This is a genomic window from Dactylosporangium fulvum, from assembly GCF_025137375.1.
In the GTDB taxonomy this organism is placed as follows: Bacteria; Actinomycetota; Actinomycetes; order Mycobacteriales; family Micromonosporaceae; genus Dactylosporangium; species Dactylosporangium fulvum.
Window position 1 is genome coordinate 7,192,613 of record NZ_CP073720.1, and the last position, 18,955, is coordinate 7,211,567.

Consider the following 18,955-nt stretch of genomic DNA (forward strand, 5'->3'; position numbering starts at 1 on the left):
CGAGATCGCTCAGCCGGCGGGGGCGGACTCGGCGGGTACGGACAGCACGATTCTGCCGAGATCAGCGATGACGGTCGAGCCGGTCGGGACGTCGTCCGCTGTACTGAGCAGTGCCAGTTGCCCGGTCGCCACCTCATCCGCGGTACAGACCAGCTCTTTGGTCACGATCCACGTCCACCACGGGTCGCGGACGCAGATGCGGGTGGCGCTGCGCTCACCGGCGAGCAGCAGCGGCGTCGGATCGGGCAGTGGGTTGTCTCCGCGCAGTTCGAGGACCACCGGCCGACCGGCCGTCCTACTGGTGAGGGAGGCCATCGTGGCTGGCAGCGCGGGCACGTCGTCGTAGCGCGGCGTGTCCAGCCGCGCCGAACTGCCGGCTGCGAACACGCCGACCACGAGCGCGAACGCGGCAGCCGCCGTGAGGACTCGCGGCGCGGCGAGGCGAGGCACCCGGACTCGGAGCAGCTCGACCGCGGCCAGTATGACGACCGTGATGATGAGCAGCGGCAGTGCGTAGGAGAAGAAGCCGATGTAGCTCTCCGACAGGTGGTCGATGCCGAACTGCGCGTAGACGGCGAACAGCGCGGTGGCGAGGCCGGCGATGCCGAGGGTGTTACGCAGGTAGCGGCGATGCGGGCCGTCCGGCAGCCGGTGGGTCAGTACAACCGCCGCCGTCCACGACCCCACCGCCACGATCGGCCGTACCGCCGGATGTTCGCCCGGCCAGAAGCGCGCCACGTACCAGGCGGACGACCACGGGGAGTGGCCGCCGGCCTGCGTGGACGAGCCGTAGCCGAAGTACTTGCCGAACTCGCCCGGCCAGTGCACGACAAGGTTGACCAGGATCGGGAGCGCGAAGAGGGCGAGCACGCCCGCGAGCAGCAGCCAGGCGCGGCGGTGCCCGCGAAACAGGCCGTCGTCGGCCGGCTCGCGTCGCTGGCGGCGGACCAGCACAGCTACAGCGGCACCCACGATCACCGGTACGAAGAACAGGAACTCCGCGTGCCCGTGAATCAACAGCCCGCCCGCCACCCCGAGCACCCATACATGATCTACCCGACCTGCCGCGACCGACGCGGCCGCCGTGAGCAGGAGCAGGAACGGCGGGAAGTACAGCAGTGGCATCCACGTGCCGGCGATGACCGGGTCGGGCACTGCGGCGGCGTAACCGAGCAATACCGCGCCCGCCAGCCCGATCGCCGCCCATGACCGCAGCCAGCCCGCGAGGACGGCCAGCATGCCGGCCAGCAGCGCCGCGTTGAGAACCAGTAGCGCGACGGCCTGGCCGTTCCACGGCGACGGGACGACGCGCAGCAGGTCGTGCAGGAGCCACTCGCCGAAAGCCTGGACATACAGGAACGCTGGACCGGGATGGTTGAAGCCGATCCGTGAATAGTTGCCGACGAGCTGGTCGAAATGCTTGGCACGCAGCACCAGGATCGAGTTGGCGCCCGAGTCGCCGCCTTCGTTGATGACCGCCGAGAACAGCACCCGGTTGCGGAGCACCAGCAGTGTCGCCAGCGTCAGGAACGCGGTGGCGAAGACAGCTGGCGCGGGCGGCCTGCCGCTCCACCGCCTGGTCAGTACCGGCGCCAACACGGCGGTCAGACGGACATCTGGTCGCCGTCGTCGTGTCTCCTGCTGCTCGTCCAACAACCTGTGCACGTAAGGTTCCCAGTCCCTATCTTGAGTCGGGTCTTGCGCAGGACGGCATCGGGCGCCGCATCCCGGCATGACTCGCTCCCGATGCGGCGAACTCGTTCCTTCCACGTGCCGGTCTGTCCGGCGCTGCGACGTTAGGGCAGGGCCTGCGCGAAACCGGTGAGGAACCTGTGTCGATGTAGGACGGGTGGGCGGAACGCAGGTTTCCAGGCCGGTTCCTCATCAGTTCCGCATGATCGGGCCACAGAATGGACCCCATGAGCGCGCGTGTCCTGGTCGCGGAGGACGATCCGAAGCAGGCCCGTCTCGTGCGGGCGTACCTGGAGCGTGACGGCCACGGCGTGCTGGTTGTCGGCGACGGCCGCAGCGCGATCGAGCAGTGCCGTGCCCGCAGGCCCGACCTCGTCGTGCTGGACGTGATGATGCCGCACGTCGATGGCCTCGATGTGTGCCGCGTCCTGCGCGCGGAGTCGGCCGTGCCGATCCTCATGCTGACCGCCCGCTCGACCGAGAACGACCAGTTGCTCGGCCTGGATGTGGGCGCCGATGACTACCTGACAAAGCCGTACAGCCCACGGGTGCTGGCCGCCCGTGTGCGCGCCCTGCTGCGCCGCTCGGGCGCGATCGCCGCGGCCGGCCAGCCGGTGCTGCGCGTGGGCGGCCTGGAGGTGGACGCCGGGCGATTCGAGGTGCGCGTCGACGGCGTCCCGGTGCAGTTGACGGCGAAGGAGTTCGGCATTCTGGAGGTGCTCGCCGCTGAGCCGGGCCGGGTCTTCACCCGGGCGCAGCTCATCGACCGCGCGTTCGGGTTCGACCACCACGTCCTGGAGCGCGCCGTCGACGCGCACGTCGTCAACCTGCGTCGCAAGCTGGAGGCCGACGCGTCGCGGCCGCGCTTCGTGCAGACCGTCTACGGACGCGGCTACCGGATGGCCGAGCAGTGATCCGGCGACCGCAGTCGATCCGTCCGATGAGCCTGCGCACGCAGGTCTTCCTGTTCGTGACGCTGGTGGCGGTGAGCGCGGTCGGCGCGACGGCCTGGCTGTCGGTGCGGCTGACCGCCAGCCGGCTGGAGCGATCATTGGCCGCCGCAGCCGAACAGGACGGGGCGTTCAACGAAACCATCCGGATGTACGGCCAGAACCACGGCACCTGGGAGGGCATCTCCGAGGTCATCTACGCCCATTTCCGCGCGGATCCGCAACGGCAGCGGATCCGGCTGACGGCCATGACCGAGGATGTCATCGTCGACACGGAGGTGCTTGCCGGCCGCGCCGCCCGGCCGGTCGCCTCACGGCCGATCGAAATCGACCCGCGACCCGGGCTCTCTCTGCGCTGGAACGACTACCCGGACGAGGTGGCGCGGCGGCGCCGCGTGGTGGAGGCCATCGCGCAGTACCGGCGGACCGTCGGCGTCGGATCCTGTCGAACCCGTTCCGGCTTGCCTGCGGTGGCGGTCGAGCGCGACGCGGAGGACCTTCCCCGGGTGACGGACCCGAGCGACCCGGCCGATCACCCATGCCGCGCCGCCGGCGTCACCACCGCGGCCGAGGCGGCGCAGGACGCCGCCAAGGTGAACGAATGCCCGGTCGTGCCGTCCGGCGGTGGACGCTGCCTCACGGAGGTGTTCAGGACGCGGATCAGCGCCTTCTCGGCCGTTCCGGTGAACCTCTACCGGGGTGCGCTGGACCTGCCGACGCTGCGGTCGGTGCAGGGTCCCGTCGCGTTCGCCGCCGGCGGGGTGATCGTCGTGGCGCTGCTCGGCACGGCCGTGATCGCGACCCGGATCGTCCGTCCGGTCCGGGCGCTGACCGCCGCGTCGGCCCGGGTCGCCGGCGGCGAGCTCGGTGCCCGGGTCGCGGTCGGGGGCAGCGAGGAACTCGTACGCCTGGCCACGTCGTTCAACTGGATGGCCGCGTCCCTCGAGGGGGCCGACGAGCGTCAGCGGCGCCTCGTCGCGGACCTCGCACATGAACTGCGCACCCCGCTGTCCAATCTCCGCGGGTACATCGAGGCGATCCGCGACGGGGTGTTCGAGCCGACCGACGATGTCCTGGGGTCGCTGCACGAGGAAGCGATCCTGCAGCAGCGACTCGTCGACGATCTGCAGGACCTGGCGCTCGCCGAGTCCGGTGCGCTGGTGTATCACCCGGCCGACCTCGACCTCGTCGACCTGGTCGAGGCGAGCGCTCGTGCCGGCCAGGCAGCGGCCGAGCAGGCCGGCGTCCGCCTCGTCGTCGCGCCGGGACAACGGTTGCCGGTCCGGGTCGACGCCGACCGGATCCGTCAGGTGCTCGGCAACCTGCTGAGCAACGCGATCCGGCACACCCCGGCTGGCGGGAGTGTAACCCTACGGGCAGTGGCCGACGGCGACGACGCGGTGGTGACCATGGTCGATACCGGATCCGGAATCGACCCAGGCGACCTGCCCCACGTCTTCGACCGGCTGTGGAGGGCCGACGCCGCGCGGAGCCGGGACACCGGTGGCAGCGGGCTCGGTCTCGCCATCGCGCGGCAGCTCGTCATCGACCAGGGTGGTCGGATCGAGGCAGCCAGCGAGGCCGGCGCCGGCACGACGATGACCATCACGCTGCCGCTGCGCAGCCGCTGACACTGCGGTTGGCGCGGCGCGCGATCCGCTCCCCCGCCGGCACCGTCCACCGAGGACTGACCGACTCAGACGGCCGTCCACCGCAGCCGGACCTTGCCCGGCCGGTCACGAACGGCGGTGGCCACCCGAGACATCCGGGTGGCCACCGCCGAGGTGCAGCGTCAGTGCGTGACGGGGCAGCCGCCGGTGAGCTTGCCGAGGAACTGGTTGGGGTCGTAGTAGTGCTCGACCTCAAGCAGCTTCAGGTCGTCGCTGACCTTGGCGACGCTGACGCCGAACATCTCGACCGTCTGACCGTTGGGCTGGTGGCCGTGGTACTCGCCTTCGAACGCGCCCCAGTGCCGCCACTTGAACGTCACCACCGGCGGCGGGCTGAGCACTTCGAGGACCTCCCAGTAGAAGCCGCCCGGGAACGCCTTGTGGAAGATGTGGTGCGACGACTCGAACGACTCCTGGCCGGTGCGGTAGAACGGGCTGTCGCCGATGAGGATGTTGTAGCTGCCGATGTCGGCGATGTCCTGCGCGCTGGCCCACGGCCCGCCGTTGACGTTCGTCCGGAAGTGCTCGGTCACCATCGACACCCAGGTCGCCGGGTCCTTCTTGTACGAGACCTCCATCTCGAAGACCTGCACGATCGACTCGACGATCGCCTCCAGGGAGTCCGGCGCGTGGCGAGTGGTGCGCTGGTCGGGCATGACGATGTGGGAGAGGTGGTAGTCGGGGGTGGTGCCGTCACGCCAGACCGACGGGTCGGCGGCGTCGATGACAGCGGTGCGGCCCTGCAGCCACAGCGGGGTTTCGGACACGATAGGTGTTCCGCCCTTCCACGAGCGAGATGAGGGATGCCCGGCGGGCCGGCCGCCTGCCGGGAGCCTGGATGCGGTTCATGCGGCGCCGGACTGCGGACGGTCACCGCGGGTGGTGTGTCGGCGCATGGTCGACTCGGGGATGCCGTTCTCGACCGCGAGTGGCCGCCGCGTCGCGCCCTGCCCGCGCCGATGCGCCACGCAGGCGGCCAGGGACGTGAACCTGAACGGTGCCGCCACGACCCGGCCGTGGGCGGCCGCGCGCCGCCGGCTAACGGCGTGCGGGACCGGGGTGATCCCGTGGCGATCCATCGCTGCCAGCACCGTCGGGCGGGACGCGCCGGCCTGCGCCGCGATCGCCGCCACGGTGCGGTGCTGCCGCAGACGGCAGCGGACCCGGTCACCGTCGACCAGCAGCAGGCCGATCGACGCGAAATACGCCGTGGCATCAGACGCGCGTGTTCGCCCGGTGCCAGCGATCACGGCATACCCCCCGTTCAGTAGTCGCAGTGAGACTACCGATGTTGCCGTATCGATGGAACCCCGAACCCTAGGCTGATCCGATGGGCGAGCTGCCCCCGCTGTCCCTCGCCGACTGGATCGTCCTCACCGTCGTCGACGAGCAGCCCACCCACGGCTTCGCGATCGTCGCCTTTCCAAGCCGCCGTCATCGGGCTCCACCCGCACTCGGACAGAACCCTGCCGGACCCGAGGCAGTCACTCTCACCGAACGCCAACTCAGCGTGCTGCCCGACTCGACAGCTCGATACTAGCCGGTCTCGGTGACGTCATCGTTGCCGATTTGTTTCGCCACTGCGGCGCCGTCGGCGACCGCATCCGCTCGGGCACCTCATGGTTGCGGGTTGTCGCGAGGCAGTGGCACCGGCTGGGCTCCGCCCGCCTTGGTCAGCGTGTTGCCCGACCAGGCGGTGATACTGGCCGGATCGTTGACGGAGAACGCGCCGTAGATGCCGCCCCATCGGTGATCGGCGTCGCCGTACCAGCGGTTGCCGATCACCTGGACATTCCGCACGCCGCCGCACCGGCAGTAACCGTCGGTACGCACATAGACGGCATACGAGCCGCCGGGCATGAACGTGTTGTCGGTGATGCGAACCTGGTCGATCGGGCCGAAGTCGCTGACGACATTCAGGACGGTGCCGAGCCCTTCGGCGCCGGTCACGTCGATCGAGTTGTGTGCGATCGTGACCGGGCCGCCAGAGAGGACGCTCAGGCCGTAGGATCGGGTGTCCCGGCCCGATGTGCTGCCCTTCGGTGCGTGGATGTGGTTCCACTCGATCTCGGCCGGTCCCCGCACCGAGATGTTCTGCGTCGTGCCGATGAACTCGCTGAACGTCACCTTGCCGCCGCCGGCGAGGATGACCGGCAGGGTTTCGCCGCTAGAGCCGGACCCGTCGACGAGGACGTGGTTGAGTTCGATCCGACCGGCCTTGCCGATCATCCCGGTTCCGTCGTCGCCGACGTTCACCCGGATCCAGCAGTTCGTCAGTGACAGCCGCCCACTCGCCTCGACCCGTATCTGTCGGGTCACCACGCAGTTGGACTGCTGATAGGAACCGGTGATCACGGCCGGGCCGGCGTATGGGGTCAGCGACTCCTTCGGAACGGTCAGGCCGGGCTTCTCCAGGAACGTCATGGTGCCGACCCGGAACCCGGTGCGGCTCGTCGAGCCGGCGCCGGACGGGGTAGCGGCACTCGCCGGTGAAGGGGTGCCGGTCGCCGGTCCAGCGGGCGACGGCACGCTGGACGCCGAGGGCACCAGCGTCGGGTCTGCACCGCTCGGCATGAGCTCGCCGGCCGGACGCAAGGCGAGCATCGTCGCCGCGGTGACGGCGAGCGCCGACACCGCGGCGACGGTGACGACACGGCGACGACGGCGGGCCCGGCGCCGGCGCAGTCCGTGAGCGACGATGTCACCGACTGTCGTTTGGATCGGCGGTTCGTCGACAAAAAGGTCGGACGCCACATCGGACAGCACACGTTCGATACGTGGTTTCAACCTGGGCTCCTTCCCCGCGAGGCGTGCTCGGCCGACAACAGCTCGCGCATGGTGGCAAGGCCCCGTGCGGTCTGGCTCTTCACCGTGCCCGTGCTGCACCCCATGGCCACCGCGGTCTCTTCCACGCTGAGTGCTTCGACGAAGCGCAGTATCAGCACCGCACGGCGCCGCGCCGGCATCCGGGCGAGGGCCTCGCGCAGCACCATCCGGTCGACGACGCCGTCGTCGGGTGACTGGCTTACGGTGTCGAGCGGATACTGCGCCGGCCGTTCGCGACGCCATGGCCGCCGCGTCTCGTCGATCACCGCCCGGACGAGCATCCGACGCACGTACGCGTCCAGGTTTTCGACCAACCGCGCCCTGCGCCACGTCTCGAACAGTTTGGTCAGCACCGTCGAGGTGATGTCTTCGGCAAGATGCCAGTTGCCGCACATCAGGTATGCGAGCCTACGGAGCGGCACCAACCGAGCGGCGGCGTACTCCTGGAACTGGCGAACCTCGTCGTCGGACACCCCATGGACCTCCCGCACACGCGCCCGATGGACGGCACGAAATGGCATGCGACTCGTACTCGTTCGTCCGTCCCGACCCACAATCGCGGTCGGGCCGGCGCGGGCTAGCTGATCGCGGCGCCGGTGTCGTCCCACACCGCACCGCCGCCAGGGCATGAGGTCGTCGGTCCCCAGTGGCCTCCTTTGGCGAAGTAGGTGCGGGCCACCCGGTTACCCGAGAAGGCCAGCCGGCCACCCACAGGGCCGCCGCTGGTGGTTCCGCAGTAGATGGTGTAGCCGCCACCCGCCACCAGATTGTCCACGATGGACACGTCACGGATCGGTGCCGTGTTGGTCGACATGAGGATGGCGGAGGTCTGGCCGTACGGCACTCGGATGGTGTTGTGCTTGATGATGATGTCGTGTCCGCCGTCGGACTGGAACCCGTCGTAGTGCGGCCCATCCGCCGGACCACCGGCGGCGACGTCACAGAACGAGTCCACGATCGTAACGTTGGCCCCCGCGTGGGCACAGTCCGAGCCACCGTGGAACCACACCCGGCGGGCGGTGTAGCCGTCGAAGGCGATGCCCTTGGTCTCAGAGCCGGTGAGGACGATCTCCACGTCCTCGAGCACCACACCGCGACGATTCATCGACCGCACCACGTACCATCCGCAGTTCTTACCTGAGCCGATGCGTGACCGCGTCACGATCACGTTGTCGGCGTTGATGATGAGGCAACCGATCACGTCCAGCCCGGTGTAGGTGCCCGCCTGGCTGATGGTGAGGTCCCCGTTGTGCGTCTTCAGGGAGGCCCCAGCGGGTACACCGGTGTTGGTCTCGTCCGGCCAGCCGCACTTGGACGGCTTGGACATGCAGCCGAGTTGTGCCGGTCCACCGGTGCGGCTCGGGGTCGCCTGCGGCGTCGTCGCGCTCGACGAAGGCGTCTGCGACCGTGCGGGGGTCGGCGTTGACACCGTCGGTGAGTTCGCGCTCGGCGATCCCGCCGAAGTCGGCGTGGATCCGTCGCCGAAGAGGCCGACACAGTCGGCCAGCCAGTCCCGCGCTTGTTGCGACAGGCCCGCAGTGCCCATCGCCTGCCGGTCGACGCACCATTGGCCGAGCTGCGACTGGGGCAGATCCGGCACCGCGAGATCGACTGGCGCGGCTTCGAGTCCGCGGTGCTGGAACATGTATGCGCCGCCGATCGCCGTCAGCAGGGCGGTGAGGAGCGTGAGGGGCACGATGAGCCGCAGGTTCCGTCTGCGTGCATGCATCAAGACGTCTCCGGTCGTGTTGAGAAGAGGTTGGTACCTGGCCGTCTCGTGCGGGCGAACGACGGCACACACGAGAGTCGGCTCCTAAACGGAGGCGCCGGCCGATAGGTTGCCCGCGATCGCCGACAATTTTCGCCGAGCCTCGCGGTCGACCACGGAGCACGCAAGTTGTACGGGTGCGCAAAACATCGGTGTCCGGATGGTACTGCGACCTTGTGGCTAAGAGTCGAGGGTGAACGCATACCGGACCGCACACCGCCGACGACGGTCTGTCTCGCGGATCATGGTTGCGGATCGGTAGAGTCGTCCGCGTGGATCTGGACGACACCGCCGCCCGGCTCGGGGTGCCCGTCGAGGACGTCGACCGCGTGCACCGGCTCGCCGGCGACCGGCCGTCGGCTCCACTGCCCGCCAAGGCCGACGCGCCCGCGATCCTCGACCGGCTCGCGGTGCGGCCGGACGACGCCGCCGAGATCATGGCGGGCTGGCCCGACCCCGACTCTCCACTGTGGACTCCGGAGCTGCGCTGGCTGCTCGACCGCTCGATCGCCCTGATCCGCGCCGATCTCGGGGGCCACGGCTGGCTGCCGCCCGGCCCGGAACTGCCGCGCGAACGGGGTCCCGCCTGGCGGCATCTCTACGTATACGCGTACCTGGCCCTGGTCGACGTCGTCACGGGATACCACCGCGACCACGGCGTCGCCGATGCCGTGTCGTGGCTGACACTCGCGGACCTGGGCCGCAACCTCGCGATCGACCGGCGGATGCACCGCGAGGGCTGGCCGGTCATGCAGAGCTGGCTGACGCTGCACGCGCGCGGCGGCCTCTACGAGCTGGGCCGGCTGCAGCACCAGCGCGGCGACACCGCCATCGACCTGCACATCCCCGAGGCGGGGCCGCTGAACCCGGAGGCGGTCGCGGCGTCGCTCGACGAGGCCCGTGCGTTCTTCCCGCGCCACTTTCCCGACGAGCGCTACACGGCGTTCTCCTGCGGCTCGTGGCTGCTCGACCCGCAGCTGCAGGAGTACCTGCCCGGGGACTCCAACATCGTCCGGTTCCAGCGGAGGTTCGAGCTGGAGCCCTACGAGGAGCCGGAAGGGCTGGACGCCGACGTCGAGGTGCTGCGGTTCGCGTTCCGCACCCTGACCACGCCGCTCGACCAGCTGCCACTGCGCACCGTGCTCCAGCGCGCGATCGTCGACCACCTGAAGGCCGGCCGCCACTGGCACTGGCGCCGCGGCCGCTTCCCGATCTAGTCGGGACAGCGCGTAGCCAGCGCCACCACCTGCGGTGTCGCCTTACGGCACGCGGCAACGACGAAGGCCCCCGGCGGGTGCCGGGGGCATCGTCGATGAGCGACCCGAGCTCAGCCCGCCGCGTGGAAGTCGCGCACCAGCCGCATCGCGACGCGGCGCAGCGCTCTCGCGGTCGCTTCGACCTTGTCCGGCGGCAGCCGCCGGGCCGGCGCGCTGACGCTGATGCCGCACAGGAACGGCAGGCCCTGCAACGAGACCGCGACACAGCGGCCGTCGGGCTGGTTCTCGCAGTCGTCCAGCCCGTAACCCTCGCGGCGGACGGTCTCCAGCTCCTCCAGGTAGCGCTCGACCGTGGTGATCGTGGCCGGCGTGTAGCGCTGCAGCGGCTGGGCCGACAGCAGCGCGCGGACCCGCTCCTCGGGCAGCTCGGCCACGATCGCCTTGCCCAGCGCGGTGGCGTGCAGGGCGCCGCGGTCGCCGACCCGCGCGGCCAGGCGCATCATCTCGTGGCTCTCCACCACGACGGCGTGGACGACCTCGGCACCGTCGAGCAGGCCCATGTTGGTGGTTTCGCCGAGCTTGTCGCGCAACCGCTCCAGGTGCGGCCGGGCCAGGTTGACCAGCGCGTCGACCTGCCGAGTGTGCTGCGGGCGGAACGCCAGGCCCAGCCGGTAGAGCCCGAGCGCGACGTCGCGCTCGACGTACCGCCTGGACTCCAGGGCGGCCAGGTAGCGGTAGGCCGAGCTCTTCGGCAGCGCCGTCACCTCGGCGACATCGGCCAGCGTCGCGCCCTCGCGGGAGCGCTGCAACACGTCGAGAATGTCGCAGACCCGCTCCACCGCCCGGATCGGGTAGTTCGTGACTGCGTCCTTGGCGGCCTTCATCCCACTCCTGTCGCATGGTCGCGCGACGACCAGGGCAGATCGCGCGACGGGATCGTTCGCAGCGTCGCGCGATGCGTCGTGACCGGCGGCACGCGACGGGTGGTGCGCGGCGCCGCGCCGGTGCGCCGGGTCGCCGCGGCATGAGTATGACGCCCCGTCCCGGCCCGCGCCAGGTCCCGAACAGATCCCCACAATTCACCCGCCGGTCCCGGAACGACAAGGGGGCCTCAAAACCGTCCCCGCCTCGTTCTGCACTTCGTGTTCCAGCCAGCAAACGGCTGGTGTATGGCCGAGATTACCTGGTCAGCACGCCGTCATGGCGATATCGAAACGACAGTTTCAGCTGTTGACACGCTCTTGGGGCCGTGTCCATACTCAGCGCACCGCGTCGACCAGATCGCGTGCCCGGCGCTCGCCGCGCGGGCAACGTCTCGAGTGGGGATAGGTCCGCATGTTTTCGTACCGAACCCGCATCGCCCCCCGGCTGGTGGCCGGAGCCGGCGTGCTCATGATGATCGCTACCGCCGCGGCCTGCGGCTCTGACACTTCCTCGAACCCGAGCACCGACCAGACCCTCCGCATCGCCGAGGCCGTCGAGCAGCCGACGCTCGACCCGGCCAAGAACATCCAGTACCTCAGCGACGAGATGGCCGCCATCTACGACACCCTCGTGGTCATCAAGGCCGACGGGACCATCGGCCCGAGCCTCGCCGAGTCGTGGACGATCGATGGCGCCTCCATCACCTTCAAGCTGCGCTCGGGCGTGAAGTTCCACGACGGCACACCGTTCGACGCCGAGGCGGTCAAGTACGCCCTCGACCGCGTCGTCGACCCGAACACCAAGGCCACCAACTCCAAGAGCGTGCTCGGCCCCTACGACAAGGCCGAGGTCATCGACCCGACGACGGTCAAGGTGACCTGGAAGAGCCCGGTCGGCGCGGCGCTGATCAACCTGGCCAACGCCGACCTGAGCATCCCGTCGCCGACCGCGGCCAAGGCCGGCACGCTCGAGCAGAAGCCGGTCGGCACCGGCCCCTACAAGTTCGTCAACTACGTCAAGGGTGACCGGCTCGAGGTCGAGCGCAACCCCGACTACACGACGATCCGGCCCGACCTGACCAACAAGGCCGCCCCGAAGTACGCGAAAATCGTGTTCCAGTACGTGACCAACGCCAGCACCCGGGCCAACCTGGTCTCCACCGGCGGCGTCGAGATCGCCCAGCTGACCGGCCCCGACGCCAAGCGGCTGGCCAACGCGCCCAACCTGAAGAACACCGCCTTCCCCGGCGTCAGCGAGACCGCGCTGTGGATCAACGCCAAGAAGGTCCCCGACGTCAACGTCCGCAAGGCCATCTCGGCCGCGATCGACCGCGACGCGCTCATCCAGGCCATCGCGAGCGGCTACGCCGAGGTGAACTACAGCGTGCTGCCGACGATCGTCCCCGGCCACGACAAGAGCGCCGGCGACGGCGTCACGAAGTACGGCAAGGACCAGGCCAAGCAGCTGCTGCAGGCGGCCGGTTACACCGCCGGGTCCGACGGCACGATGACCAAGAACGGCCAGCCGTTGACGCTGAACATCCTGTCCTCGGCCGAGGATCCATGGCCGGCCATCGACCAGCTCGTGCAGGACCAGCTGGCCCAGGTGGGCATCAAGGCCACCATCAAGACCGAGGAGTTCGCCACGGTCACCCAGACCCGACGCAAGGGCGACCAGGACATCTACATCGGCCGCTACGGCATCCTCGACCCGGCCGGCTCGATGAACATCCTCTTCGCCTGCGCCAACATCCCGTCGGCGACCGTGCCGCTCGGCACAAACCTCACCTTCAACTGCAACACCGAGGTCGACGCGGCGCTCCGGGCCGCGATCACCGAGAGCGACGACGCCAAACGGGCGACCCTGCTCTCGACCGCGCAGCGGCAGATGGCCGCGGACCACACCGCCCTGGTGCTCTACCAGCCACAAAGTGTGGTGTTCTCGGCGAAGTCGGTGTCCGGCATCGGCATGCAGCCGGACGGCATCCTGAAGATCAACGACCTGGCGCCGTCGGCGTGAGCTTCCTTCGGTTCGTCGCGCGGCGGGTACTGCTGACCGTACCCGCCGCGCTGGCGGTGCTCGTCATCACCTTCGCGATGATCCGGCTCGTGCCCGGCGACCCGGTGACGGTCATCGCGGGCACCAACCTCGACCCGCAGGTCGCCGCCGACCTGCGCCGACAGCTCGGCCTCGACGACCCGCTGCGGGTGCAGTTCCTCGACTACGTCGGCAACGTGTTGCGGGGTGACCTCGGCACGTCGTTCCTGACGCACCGCCCGGTCACGGAGATCGTGGCCGAGCGCCTGCCGTACACCCTCATGCTGACCGTCGCCGGGGTGCTCACCGGTCTGCTGTTGTCGGTGCCGATCGGGGTCGCCAGCGCCCTGCGCGATGCCCGCAAGCGCCGCACCGGGGTCAGCTTCACCGCGATCACCACGCTGTTCGTCGCCACGCCGGACTTCCTGCTCGGCACCGTGCTGGTCAGCGTCCTCGCCGTGTACCTGCAGGTGTTCCCGGTCGCCGGGGCGCAGTCGTGGGACTCGATCGTGCTGCCGGCCCTTGCACTGGGCATTCCGCTGGCCGGCATCCAGGCCCGGGTGATCCGCACCAGCGTCCTCGACGTCGCCACCCGGCCGTTCGTGCGCACACTGCGCGCGGCGGGCGTGCCCGAGCGGCGGCTGCTGGCCCGCAACGTGCTGCCCAACGCCTCCATCCCGGTCGTGACGCTGCTGTCCGTCGAGTTCGGACGGTTGCTCGCCGGTGCGCTCATCGTCGAGAACATCTTCGCCTGGCCCGGCCTCGGCACCGTCATCTTCGACTCGATCGGCCGCCGCGACCTGCCCGCCGTGCAGGGCGAGATCCTCGTCGTCGCGCTGCTGATCCTCGGCATCAACCTCGTCATCGACGTCATCTACCGGCTCATCGACCCGCGGATCAGCCTGGCTTGACATCCTCCCCTTCCGCAAGGAGGGGATTCCTGGGGTCGCCCCAGGGAGTTCCTGCTCCGTCGCCGACCGCCCCGTCCGGGAGGACTCCCCGTTGAGGTCTTACACCAGCTCCACCGGCAGACACCGCCGGGACGTGCGGGATCACGTCCTCGCAGAGCGGGAACACGAACCAGCGCCCGGCCGCGTCCTGCGACCCGGTCGACGCACCCTCCGGCAGCGGATGCGACCGCTGCTCGGTCTTGAACGCCGGATGGCGGGCGCGAAGGCGGGGGTATCCACGGAAGGAATCCGATGCGACGCCGATTCCTGACCCAGCCGCTCACCGTCGTGGGCCTCGTGCTGCTCGTGCTCGTCGCGCTGATCACCATCGTCGGCCCGCTCGTCTACGACGCCTCACCGACCCGGACCAACCCGATGGACGCCTACGCCCCACCGTCCGGCCGCTACCCGCTCGGCACCGACCAGCTCGGCCGGGACATCCTCGCCCGGCTCCTGCACGCCGGGCTGCTGTCGATACCGTCCGGCCTGCTCGCGGTCGGCATCGGCGCCGTCGTCGGCAGCCTCGTCGGCATCGCCTCCGGGTTCATCGGCGGCATCGTCGACGCGATCGTGATGCGCGCCGTCGACGTGCTGCTGTCGTTCCCGACCTTGCTGACCGCGATCGTCGTGGTCGCCATCCTCGGCCCGAGCGTCTCCAGCGCCGTCGTCGCCGTGTCGATCGCCGCCCTGCCGTCCTACGCCCGGGTGATGCGCGGCTCGGTGCTGCCGCTGCGCACCGCGGCGTTCATCCAGGCCGCGCGGGTCAGCAACACGCCCCTGCTGCGCCTGCTGCGGGTGCACGTGCTGCCGAACGTGGCCGACGTACTGGTGGTGCTGCTCGTCATCGGCATGGGCAACGGCATCGTCGTGCTGTCCGCACTGAGCTTTCTCGGCATCGGCGTCCAGCCGCCGGAGGCCGACTGGGGCGTGATGCTCACCGAGGGTGTGCGGGCCATCTTCAGCGCCCCGGTGGCCGCCCTCGCCCCGGCCGTGGTCCTGATGGCGACGGTCCTGGGCATCAACTTCGTCGGCGAGGGGCTCGGCGCCGCGCTGCGTGTGGACACGGCCCGAAGGAGGCCCCGGTGACCCTGCTGTCGGTGCGCGACCTCACCATCCGCTACGGCGACGTGGCCGCGGTCTCCGGCGTGTCGTTCGACGTCGCCCCGGGCGAGCGGGTCGGCATCGTCGGCGAGTCCGGCTCCGGCAAGACCACGCTCGCGCTGGCCCTGATGCGGCTGCTGCCGGCCTGGGCCCGCCAGGAGTCGGGCGAGGTGCTGCTCGACGGCACCGACCTGTCCCGCCTGCCGGAGAGCCGGTTGCGGAAACTGCGCGGGACCGGCGCCGGCATGGTCTTCCAGGACCCGCTCACCTCGTTCGACCCGCTGCGTACCCTCGGCGACCACCTCGGCGAGGGGCTGCGCGCCCACGGCGAGCGCAGCCGGCACCGCCGCCGCGACCGGGCCGTCGAGGCCCTGCGGTCGGTCGGCATGCCGGCACCGGCGACCCAGCTCGGCCGGCGCCCGCACGAGCTGTCCGGCGGGCTGCGCCAGCGCGGCCTCATCGCCCTCGGCCTGGCCAACGAGCCGCGGCTGCTCATCGCCGACGAGCCCACCACCGCCCTCGACGTCACGATCCAGGCCCAGATCATGGACCTGTTCGCGACCATCGGCGAGCCGGGCCCGCGGGAGGATCTCGGCCTGGTCGTCGTATCGCACAACCTCGGCCTGATCCGCCAGCTGTGCACGCGGGTCATCGTCATGTACGCCGGGCGGATCGCCGAGGACAGCCCGGCCGAGGCGTTCTTCGCCGCGCCCCGCCACCCCTACGCGATCGCGCTCGGCGACGCCACGCCACGGATCTCGGCCGCGCGGGGCGAGGTGCGCAGCATCCCCGGCCACGCCGTCGACCTGGCCGACCCGCCACCGGGCTGCCCGTTCGAGCCGCGCTGCGGGTGGCGCACCGAGGCCTGCCGCGAGGCCGTCCCGCCGCTGCTGAGCATCGGCGACGGCCGCCACGCGGCCTGCATCCACCTCGACGCCGTCGCCGCCGAGCGGGCCGCGCCCCGGCCGGCCGCCGCCGTGCCGCCCGCCGCGACCGGTGGCGCGGCCCGCGAGCCCCTGGTGCGGGCGAGCGGCATCACGAAGACGTACCGCGTGCGCCGCCGAGCGCTGCGCGCCCTCGCCGGAGTCGACCTGGAGATCGGCGCCGGCGAGACGGTCGCCCTCGTCGGCGAGTCCGGCTCCGGCAAGTCGACCCTCGCCAACATCGTTCTGGGACTGACCGCCCCGACCTCCGGAACGGTCACCGTGCTCGGCGACAACCCGGCGGACCGCCGCGCCGGGGTCCGCCGCCACCAGCGCATGCAGGCCGTCTTCCAGGACCCGCACGGCTCGCTCAACCCCCGGCTCACCGTCACCGACCTGGTCGCCGAGCCACTGGTCAACCTCGGCGTCGGCCGCCGTGAGCGGCGCACCCGGGTCGCCGGCCTGCTCGCCGAGGTCGGTCTGGGCGAGCAGCTCGCCGACCGCTACCCGCACGAGTTGTCCGGTGGGCAGGCGCAGCGGGTCGCGATCGCCCGGGCCCTCGCCGCCGGCCCCGGGCTCGTCGTGCTCGACGAGCCCACCGCCTCCCTCGACGTGTCGATCCAGACGCACGTCATCGCGCTGCTGCGCGACCTGCAGCGCGAGCACGGACTGACCTACCTGTTCGTCTCGCACGACCTGGTCGCCGTGCGAGAGCTCGCGACCCGGATCGCGGTGATGTACCTCGGCCGCCTCGTGGAGCTCGCCGGCTGGGCCGAGTTCTTCGCCCGGCCCCTGCACCCGTACTCGGTGGCACTGCTGTCCGCGCTCCCCCGCGTCGATCAGGCCCCGGGCCGGTCGAAGCGGATCGTGCTCAGCGGCGAGCCACCGTCGCCGCTGCAGGTGCCGCCGGGCTGCCCGTTCCAGCCGCGCTGCCCCGTCGCCCGCGACGTCTGCGCCACCGAAGACCCGCCGCTGACCACGGTGGACGGTCGCGCCTACGCGTGCCACTTCCCCGGATCCCTGCAACCGCCACCGCCGAAAGGAACCCCATGAGTGTCCTGGTACCCCCGCCGACCGCGGGGGTCGTCCCGCCGATGGTCACCCCGATGCTGCCGTCCGGCGCCCCCGATCTGGACTCGCTCGACCGGCTGGTGGACCACCTCATCGGCGGCGGCGCGACCGGCCTGCTCGTCCTCGGCTCGTGCGGGGAGAACGGTGCGCTCGCCCGCGACGAACGGTTCGCCGTGGCCGAGCGAGCCGTCGCCCGGGTCGGCGACCGCGCCCACCTGATGGTCGGCGTGCCCGCGCTGGGCACCCGCGACGCCGTCGCCGACGCCGGCCGCTACGCGCGGCTCGGCGTCCACGCGGTGCTGCTGCTGGCGCCGTTCACGTTCCCGCACTCGCGGGGCGAGCTGGCGGCGCATTTCCGCGCGGTCAAGGAGGCGGTCGGCGACGCGGCGGTGCTCGCCTACAACATCCCCAGCCGCAACAACGTCGTGCTCGACGTCGAGCTGCTGCGGCAGCTGGCGGCCGACGGGGTCATCGCCGGCGTGAAGGACTCCTCCGGCAACGTCGAGGCCCAGCGCCAGATCGCCGAGGAGACCGCCGACCTGGCCGGCTTCCGGCGGTACACCGGCAGCGAGATGGTCATCGACGGGCTGCTCCTCGGCGGGTTCCACGGCGCCGTGCCGGGCCTGGCCAACGTGTTCCTGCCGTGGCACGTCGAGCTCGCCGCCCGCGCCGGTGCCGGAGACTGGAACGGCGCCGCCGAACTGCAGCGCGACATCGTGTGGGCGTTCCGGCTGTACCAGCACCTGATGCCGGGCGGCAGCTTCAGCGCGTCGGTCGTCGGCTCGCTCAAGGAGGCGCTCGTGCAGCAGGGCGTCATCGCGCACTCGACGACCGCGTTCCCGTTCGTGCAGGTCGACGACGGGATGCGGGCGCACATCCGGGCGGTGCTGGCCGAGGCCGCGGACCGCCGGCCATGAGCACCCGCCGCCTCGACGTCGGCGACGGTACCGCGGTCGCCGTCGCCGAGCTGACCGGTGCGGCCGACGGGCCGACCGTCGCGGTGCTCGGCGGGGTCCACGGCGACGAACTGGAGGGCATCCTCGCGGTCCGCCGGCTGGTCGGCACGTTTCGGCCGGTGGCCGGGCGGGTCCTCGCGGTCGCCGTGGCCAATCCGCCGGCCCATGCGGCGTCGGCGCGGACCAGCCCGGTGGACGGCGGCAACCTGGCTCGCGCGTTCCCCGGGAGATCCGGCGGTACCGTGACCGAACGGATCGCCGATGCGCTCACCCGGCACGTCATCGCCGCCGCCGACCTCCTCGTCGACCTGCACTCGGCGGGACGGCACTACGCGATGCCGTTTTTCGCCGGCTATTGCGAGCCGTCCGGAGCGGCTGCCGCCCACGCGTTCGGCGCGCCGCTGGTCTGGGCGCACGACCGGGTCAACCCGGGCCGGAGCCTCGCCGCGGCGGCCGCACACGGCGTCGCCGCCATCTACGTCGAGGGCAGCGGCGGCGCCGCGCTGCGCAGGTCCGAGGTGGACGGTTACACCGACGGCGTGCTCCGCGTCCTCGGGCAGCTCGGCGTGGCGGCCGACCCGCCGGCTCCGGCGCCGGTGCGGCGGGTCGTGCAGGGCGGCGACGGCGACGTCGACGCGTCGGTGTCGGCCGCGGTCGCCGGCTGGTGCGTGACCGCCGTCACCGCCGGTGACGTCGTCGCCGCCGGCACGCTCGTGGCCGAGATCGTGGACGAGGCCGGGCGGGTCGTCCAGCCGGTCCGCGCGCCGCGGGACGGCATCGTCATGATGCTGCGCCGCACCGCCGTCGTCGCGCCGGGCGACGGCATCGCCATGCTCGGACCCGTCCCCCAGGAGCTCTCATGATTCATCA

At 71.0% G+C, this 18,955-nt stretch carries 17 protein-coding genes; 10 read left to right on the top strand and 7 right to left on the bottom strand.

Annotated elements, in window-relative coordinates; all coding sequences use genetic code 11:
* Window positions 1–9: 9 nt before the first annotated feature.
* Window positions 10–1,665 carry a hypothetical protein gene (locus Dfulv_RS33095; RefSeq protein WP_259857737.1) on the bottom strand — a complete coding sequence of 552 codons (1,656 nt, stop codon included), beginning with the start codon at window positions 1,663–1,665 and terminating at the stop codon, window positions 10–12.
* 245 nt (window positions 1,666–1,910) lie between these two features.
* Between Dfulv_RS33095 and Dfulv_RS33100 the strand changes: the two genes are divergently transcribed.
* Complete coding sequence (locus Dfulv_RS33100; RefSeq protein ID WP_259857738.1) at window positions 1,911–2,606, top strand: response regulator transcription factor; 696 nt, start codon at window positions 1,911–1,913, stop codon at window positions 2,604–2,606.
* Between the two features lie 26 nt (window positions 2,607–2,632).
* A complete protein-coding gene (locus tag Dfulv_RS33105) occupies window positions 2,633–4,273 on the top strand; it encodes a sensor histidine kinase (RefSeq protein WP_259857739.1) in 1,641 nt (546 codons plus the stop codon).
* Window positions 4,274–4,434: 161 nt separating this feature from the next.
* On the opposite strand, the gene Dfulv_RS33110 is transcribed toward Dfulv_RS33105, so the two are convergent.
* Window positions 4,435–5,079, bottom strand: a complete 645-nt coding sequence (locus Dfulv_RS33110) for a nuclear transport factor 2 family protein (protein ID WP_259857740.1) — start codon at window positions 5,077–5,079, stop codon at window positions 4,435–4,437.
* Between the two features lie 78 nt (window positions 5,080–5,157).
* Window positions 5,158–5,562, bottom strand: coding sequence for a hypothetical protein (locus tag Dfulv_RS33115; RefSeq protein ID WP_259857741.1), 405 nt, complete (start codon window positions 5,560–5,562; stop codon window positions 5,158–5,160).
* Between the two features lie 80 nt (window positions 5,563–5,642).
* Here Dfulv_RS33115 and Dfulv_RS33120 point away from each other — a divergent pair, with 80 nt between their 5' ends.
* Window positions 5,643–5,852 carry a hypothetical protein gene (locus tag Dfulv_RS33120; RefSeq protein ID WP_259857742.1) on the top strand — a complete coding sequence of 70 codons (210 nt, stop codon included), beginning with the start codon at window positions 5,643–5,645 and terminating at the stop codon, window positions 5,850–5,852.
* 77 nt (window positions 5,853–5,929) lie between these two features.
* Here the strand turns inward: Dfulv_RS33120 and Dfulv_RS33125 are convergent, their stop codons facing one another.
* From Dfulv_RS33125 to Dfulv_RS33135, 3 genes are all read right to left on the bottom strand, one after another.
* Window positions 5,930–7,099, bottom strand: a complete 1,170-nt coding sequence (locus Dfulv_RS33125; RefSeq protein ID WP_259857743.1) for a hypothetical protein — start codon at window positions 7,097–7,099, stop codon at window positions 5,930–5,932.
* Window positions 7,096–7,611, bottom strand: coding sequence for a SigE family RNA polymerase sigma factor (locus Dfulv_RS33130; RefSeq protein WP_259857744.1), 516 nt, complete (start codon window positions 7,609–7,611; stop codon window positions 7,096–7,098). Before Dfulv_RS33130 ends, Dfulv_RS33125 begins: the two co-directional genes overlap by 4 nt.
* A gap of 104 nt (window positions 7,612–7,715) precedes the next feature.
* Window positions 7,716–8,867: a hypothetical protein gene (locus Dfulv_RS33135; RefSeq protein WP_259857745.1), complete on the bottom strand. Its 1,152-nt coding sequence runs from the start codon at window positions 8,865–8,867 to the stop codon at window positions 7,716–7,718.
* Window positions 8,868–9,178: 311 nt separating this feature from the next.
* Between Dfulv_RS33135 and Dfulv_RS33140 the strand changes: the two genes are divergently transcribed.
* Window positions 9,179–10,123 (top strand): acyltransferase domain-containing protein, encoded by a 945-nt coding sequence (locus Dfulv_RS33140; protein WP_259857746.1) that lies wholly within the window; start codon window positions 9,179–9,181, stop codon window positions 10,121–10,123.
* Window positions 10,124–10,233: 110 nt separating this feature from the next.
* Here Dfulv_RS33140 and Dfulv_RS33145 read toward each other — a convergent pair whose 3' ends face one another.
* A complete protein-coding gene (locus tag Dfulv_RS33145; RefSeq protein ID WP_259857747.1) occupies window positions 10,234–11,007 on the bottom strand; it encodes an IclR family transcriptional regulator in 774 nt (257 codons plus the stop codon).
* Window positions 11,008–11,458: 451 nt separating this feature from the next.
* Between Dfulv_RS33145 and Dfulv_RS33150 the strand changes: the two genes are divergently transcribed.
* The 6 genes from Dfulv_RS33150 to Dfulv_RS33175 all read left to right on the top strand — a co-directional run bounded on the left by Dfulv_RS33150 (window position 11,459) and on the right by Dfulv_RS33175 (window position 18,948).
* The gene (locus tag Dfulv_RS33150; RefSeq protein ID WP_259857748.1) at window positions 11,459–13,066 is read left to right on the top strand and encodes an ABC transporter substrate-binding protein; all 1,608 of its coding nucleotides are present in this window, start codon (window positions 11,459–11,461) and stop codon (window positions 13,064–13,066) included.
* The gene (locus tag Dfulv_RS33155) at window positions 13,063–13,995 is read left to right on the top strand and encodes an ABC transporter permease (protein ID WP_259857749.1); all 933 of its coding nucleotides are present in this window, start codon (window positions 13,063–13,065) and stop codon (window positions 13,993–13,995) included. The genes Dfulv_RS33150 and Dfulv_RS33155 overlap by 4 nt, the downstream gene beginning before the upstream one ends.
* 291 nt (window positions 13,996–14,286) lie before the next feature.
* Window positions 14,287–15,120: an ABC transporter permease gene (locus Dfulv_RS33160; RefSeq protein WP_259857750.1), complete on the top strand. Its 834-nt coding sequence runs from the start codon at window positions 14,287–14,289 to the stop codon at window positions 15,118–15,120.
* Entirely contained in the window at window positions 15,117–17,111 is a 1,995-nt protein-coding gene (locus Dfulv_RS33165) for a dipeptide ABC transporter ATP-binding protein (protein WP_259857751.1), read from the top strand. Before Dfulv_RS33160 ends, Dfulv_RS33165 begins: the two co-directional genes overlap by 4 nt.
* The gene (locus Dfulv_RS33170; RefSeq protein ID WP_259857752.1) at window positions 17,108–18,046 is read left to right on the top strand and encodes a dihydrodipicolinate synthase family protein; all 939 of its coding nucleotides are present in this window, start codon (window positions 17,108–17,110) and stop codon (window positions 18,044–18,046) included. The genes Dfulv_RS33165 and Dfulv_RS33170 overlap by 4 nt, the downstream gene beginning before the upstream one ends.
* The gene (locus Dfulv_RS33175) at window positions 18,043–18,948 is read left to right on the top strand and encodes a succinylglutamate desuccinylase/aspartoacylase family protein (RefSeq protein ID WP_259857753.1); all 906 of its coding nucleotides are present in this window, start codon (window positions 18,043–18,045) and stop codon (window positions 18,946–18,948) included. Before Dfulv_RS33170 ends, Dfulv_RS33175 begins: the two co-directional genes overlap by 4 nt.
* Window positions 18,949–18,955 lie beyond the last annotated feature (7 nt).

Excerpts from the sequence above, each read along its gene's own strand:
- Dfulv_RS33100 (WP_259857738.1), top strand. The coding sequence starts at position 1,911 with ATGGACCCCATGAGCGCGCGTGTCCTGGTCGCGGAGGACGATCCGAAG.
- Dfulv_RS33105 (WP_259857739.1), top strand. The coding sequence starts at position 2,633 with ATGAGCCTGCGCACGCAGGTCTTCCTGTTCGTGACGCTGGTGGCGGTG.
- Dfulv_RS33120 (WP_259857742.1), top strand. The coding sequence starts at position 5,643 with ATGGGCGAGCTGCCCCCGCTGTCCCTCGCCGACTGGATCGTCCTCACC.
- Dfulv_RS33135 (WP_259857745.1), bottom strand. The coding sequence starts at position 8,867 with ATGCATGCACGCAGACGGAACCTGCGGCTCATCGTGCCCCTCACGCTC.
- Dfulv_RS33145 (WP_259857747.1), bottom strand. The coding sequence starts at position 11,007 with ATGAAGGCCGCCAAGGACGCAGTCACGAACTACCCGATCCGGGCGGTG.
- Dfulv_RS33150 (WP_259857748.1), top strand. The coding sequence starts at position 11,459 with ATGTTTTCGTACCGAACCCGCATCGCCCCCCGGCTGGTGGCCGGAGCC.
- Dfulv_RS33160 (WP_259857750.1), top strand. The coding sequence starts at position 14,287 with ATGCGACGCCGATTCCTGACCCAGCCGCTCACCGTCGTGGGCCTCGTG.
- Dfulv_RS33170 (WP_259857752.1), top strand. The coding sequence starts at position 17,108 with ATGAGTGTCCTGGTACCCCCGCCGACCGCGGGGGTCGTCCCGCCGATG.
- Dfulv_RS33175 (WP_259857753.1), top strand. The coding sequence starts at position 18,043 with ATGAGCACCCGCCGCCTCGACGTCGGCGACGGTACCGCGGTCGCCGTC.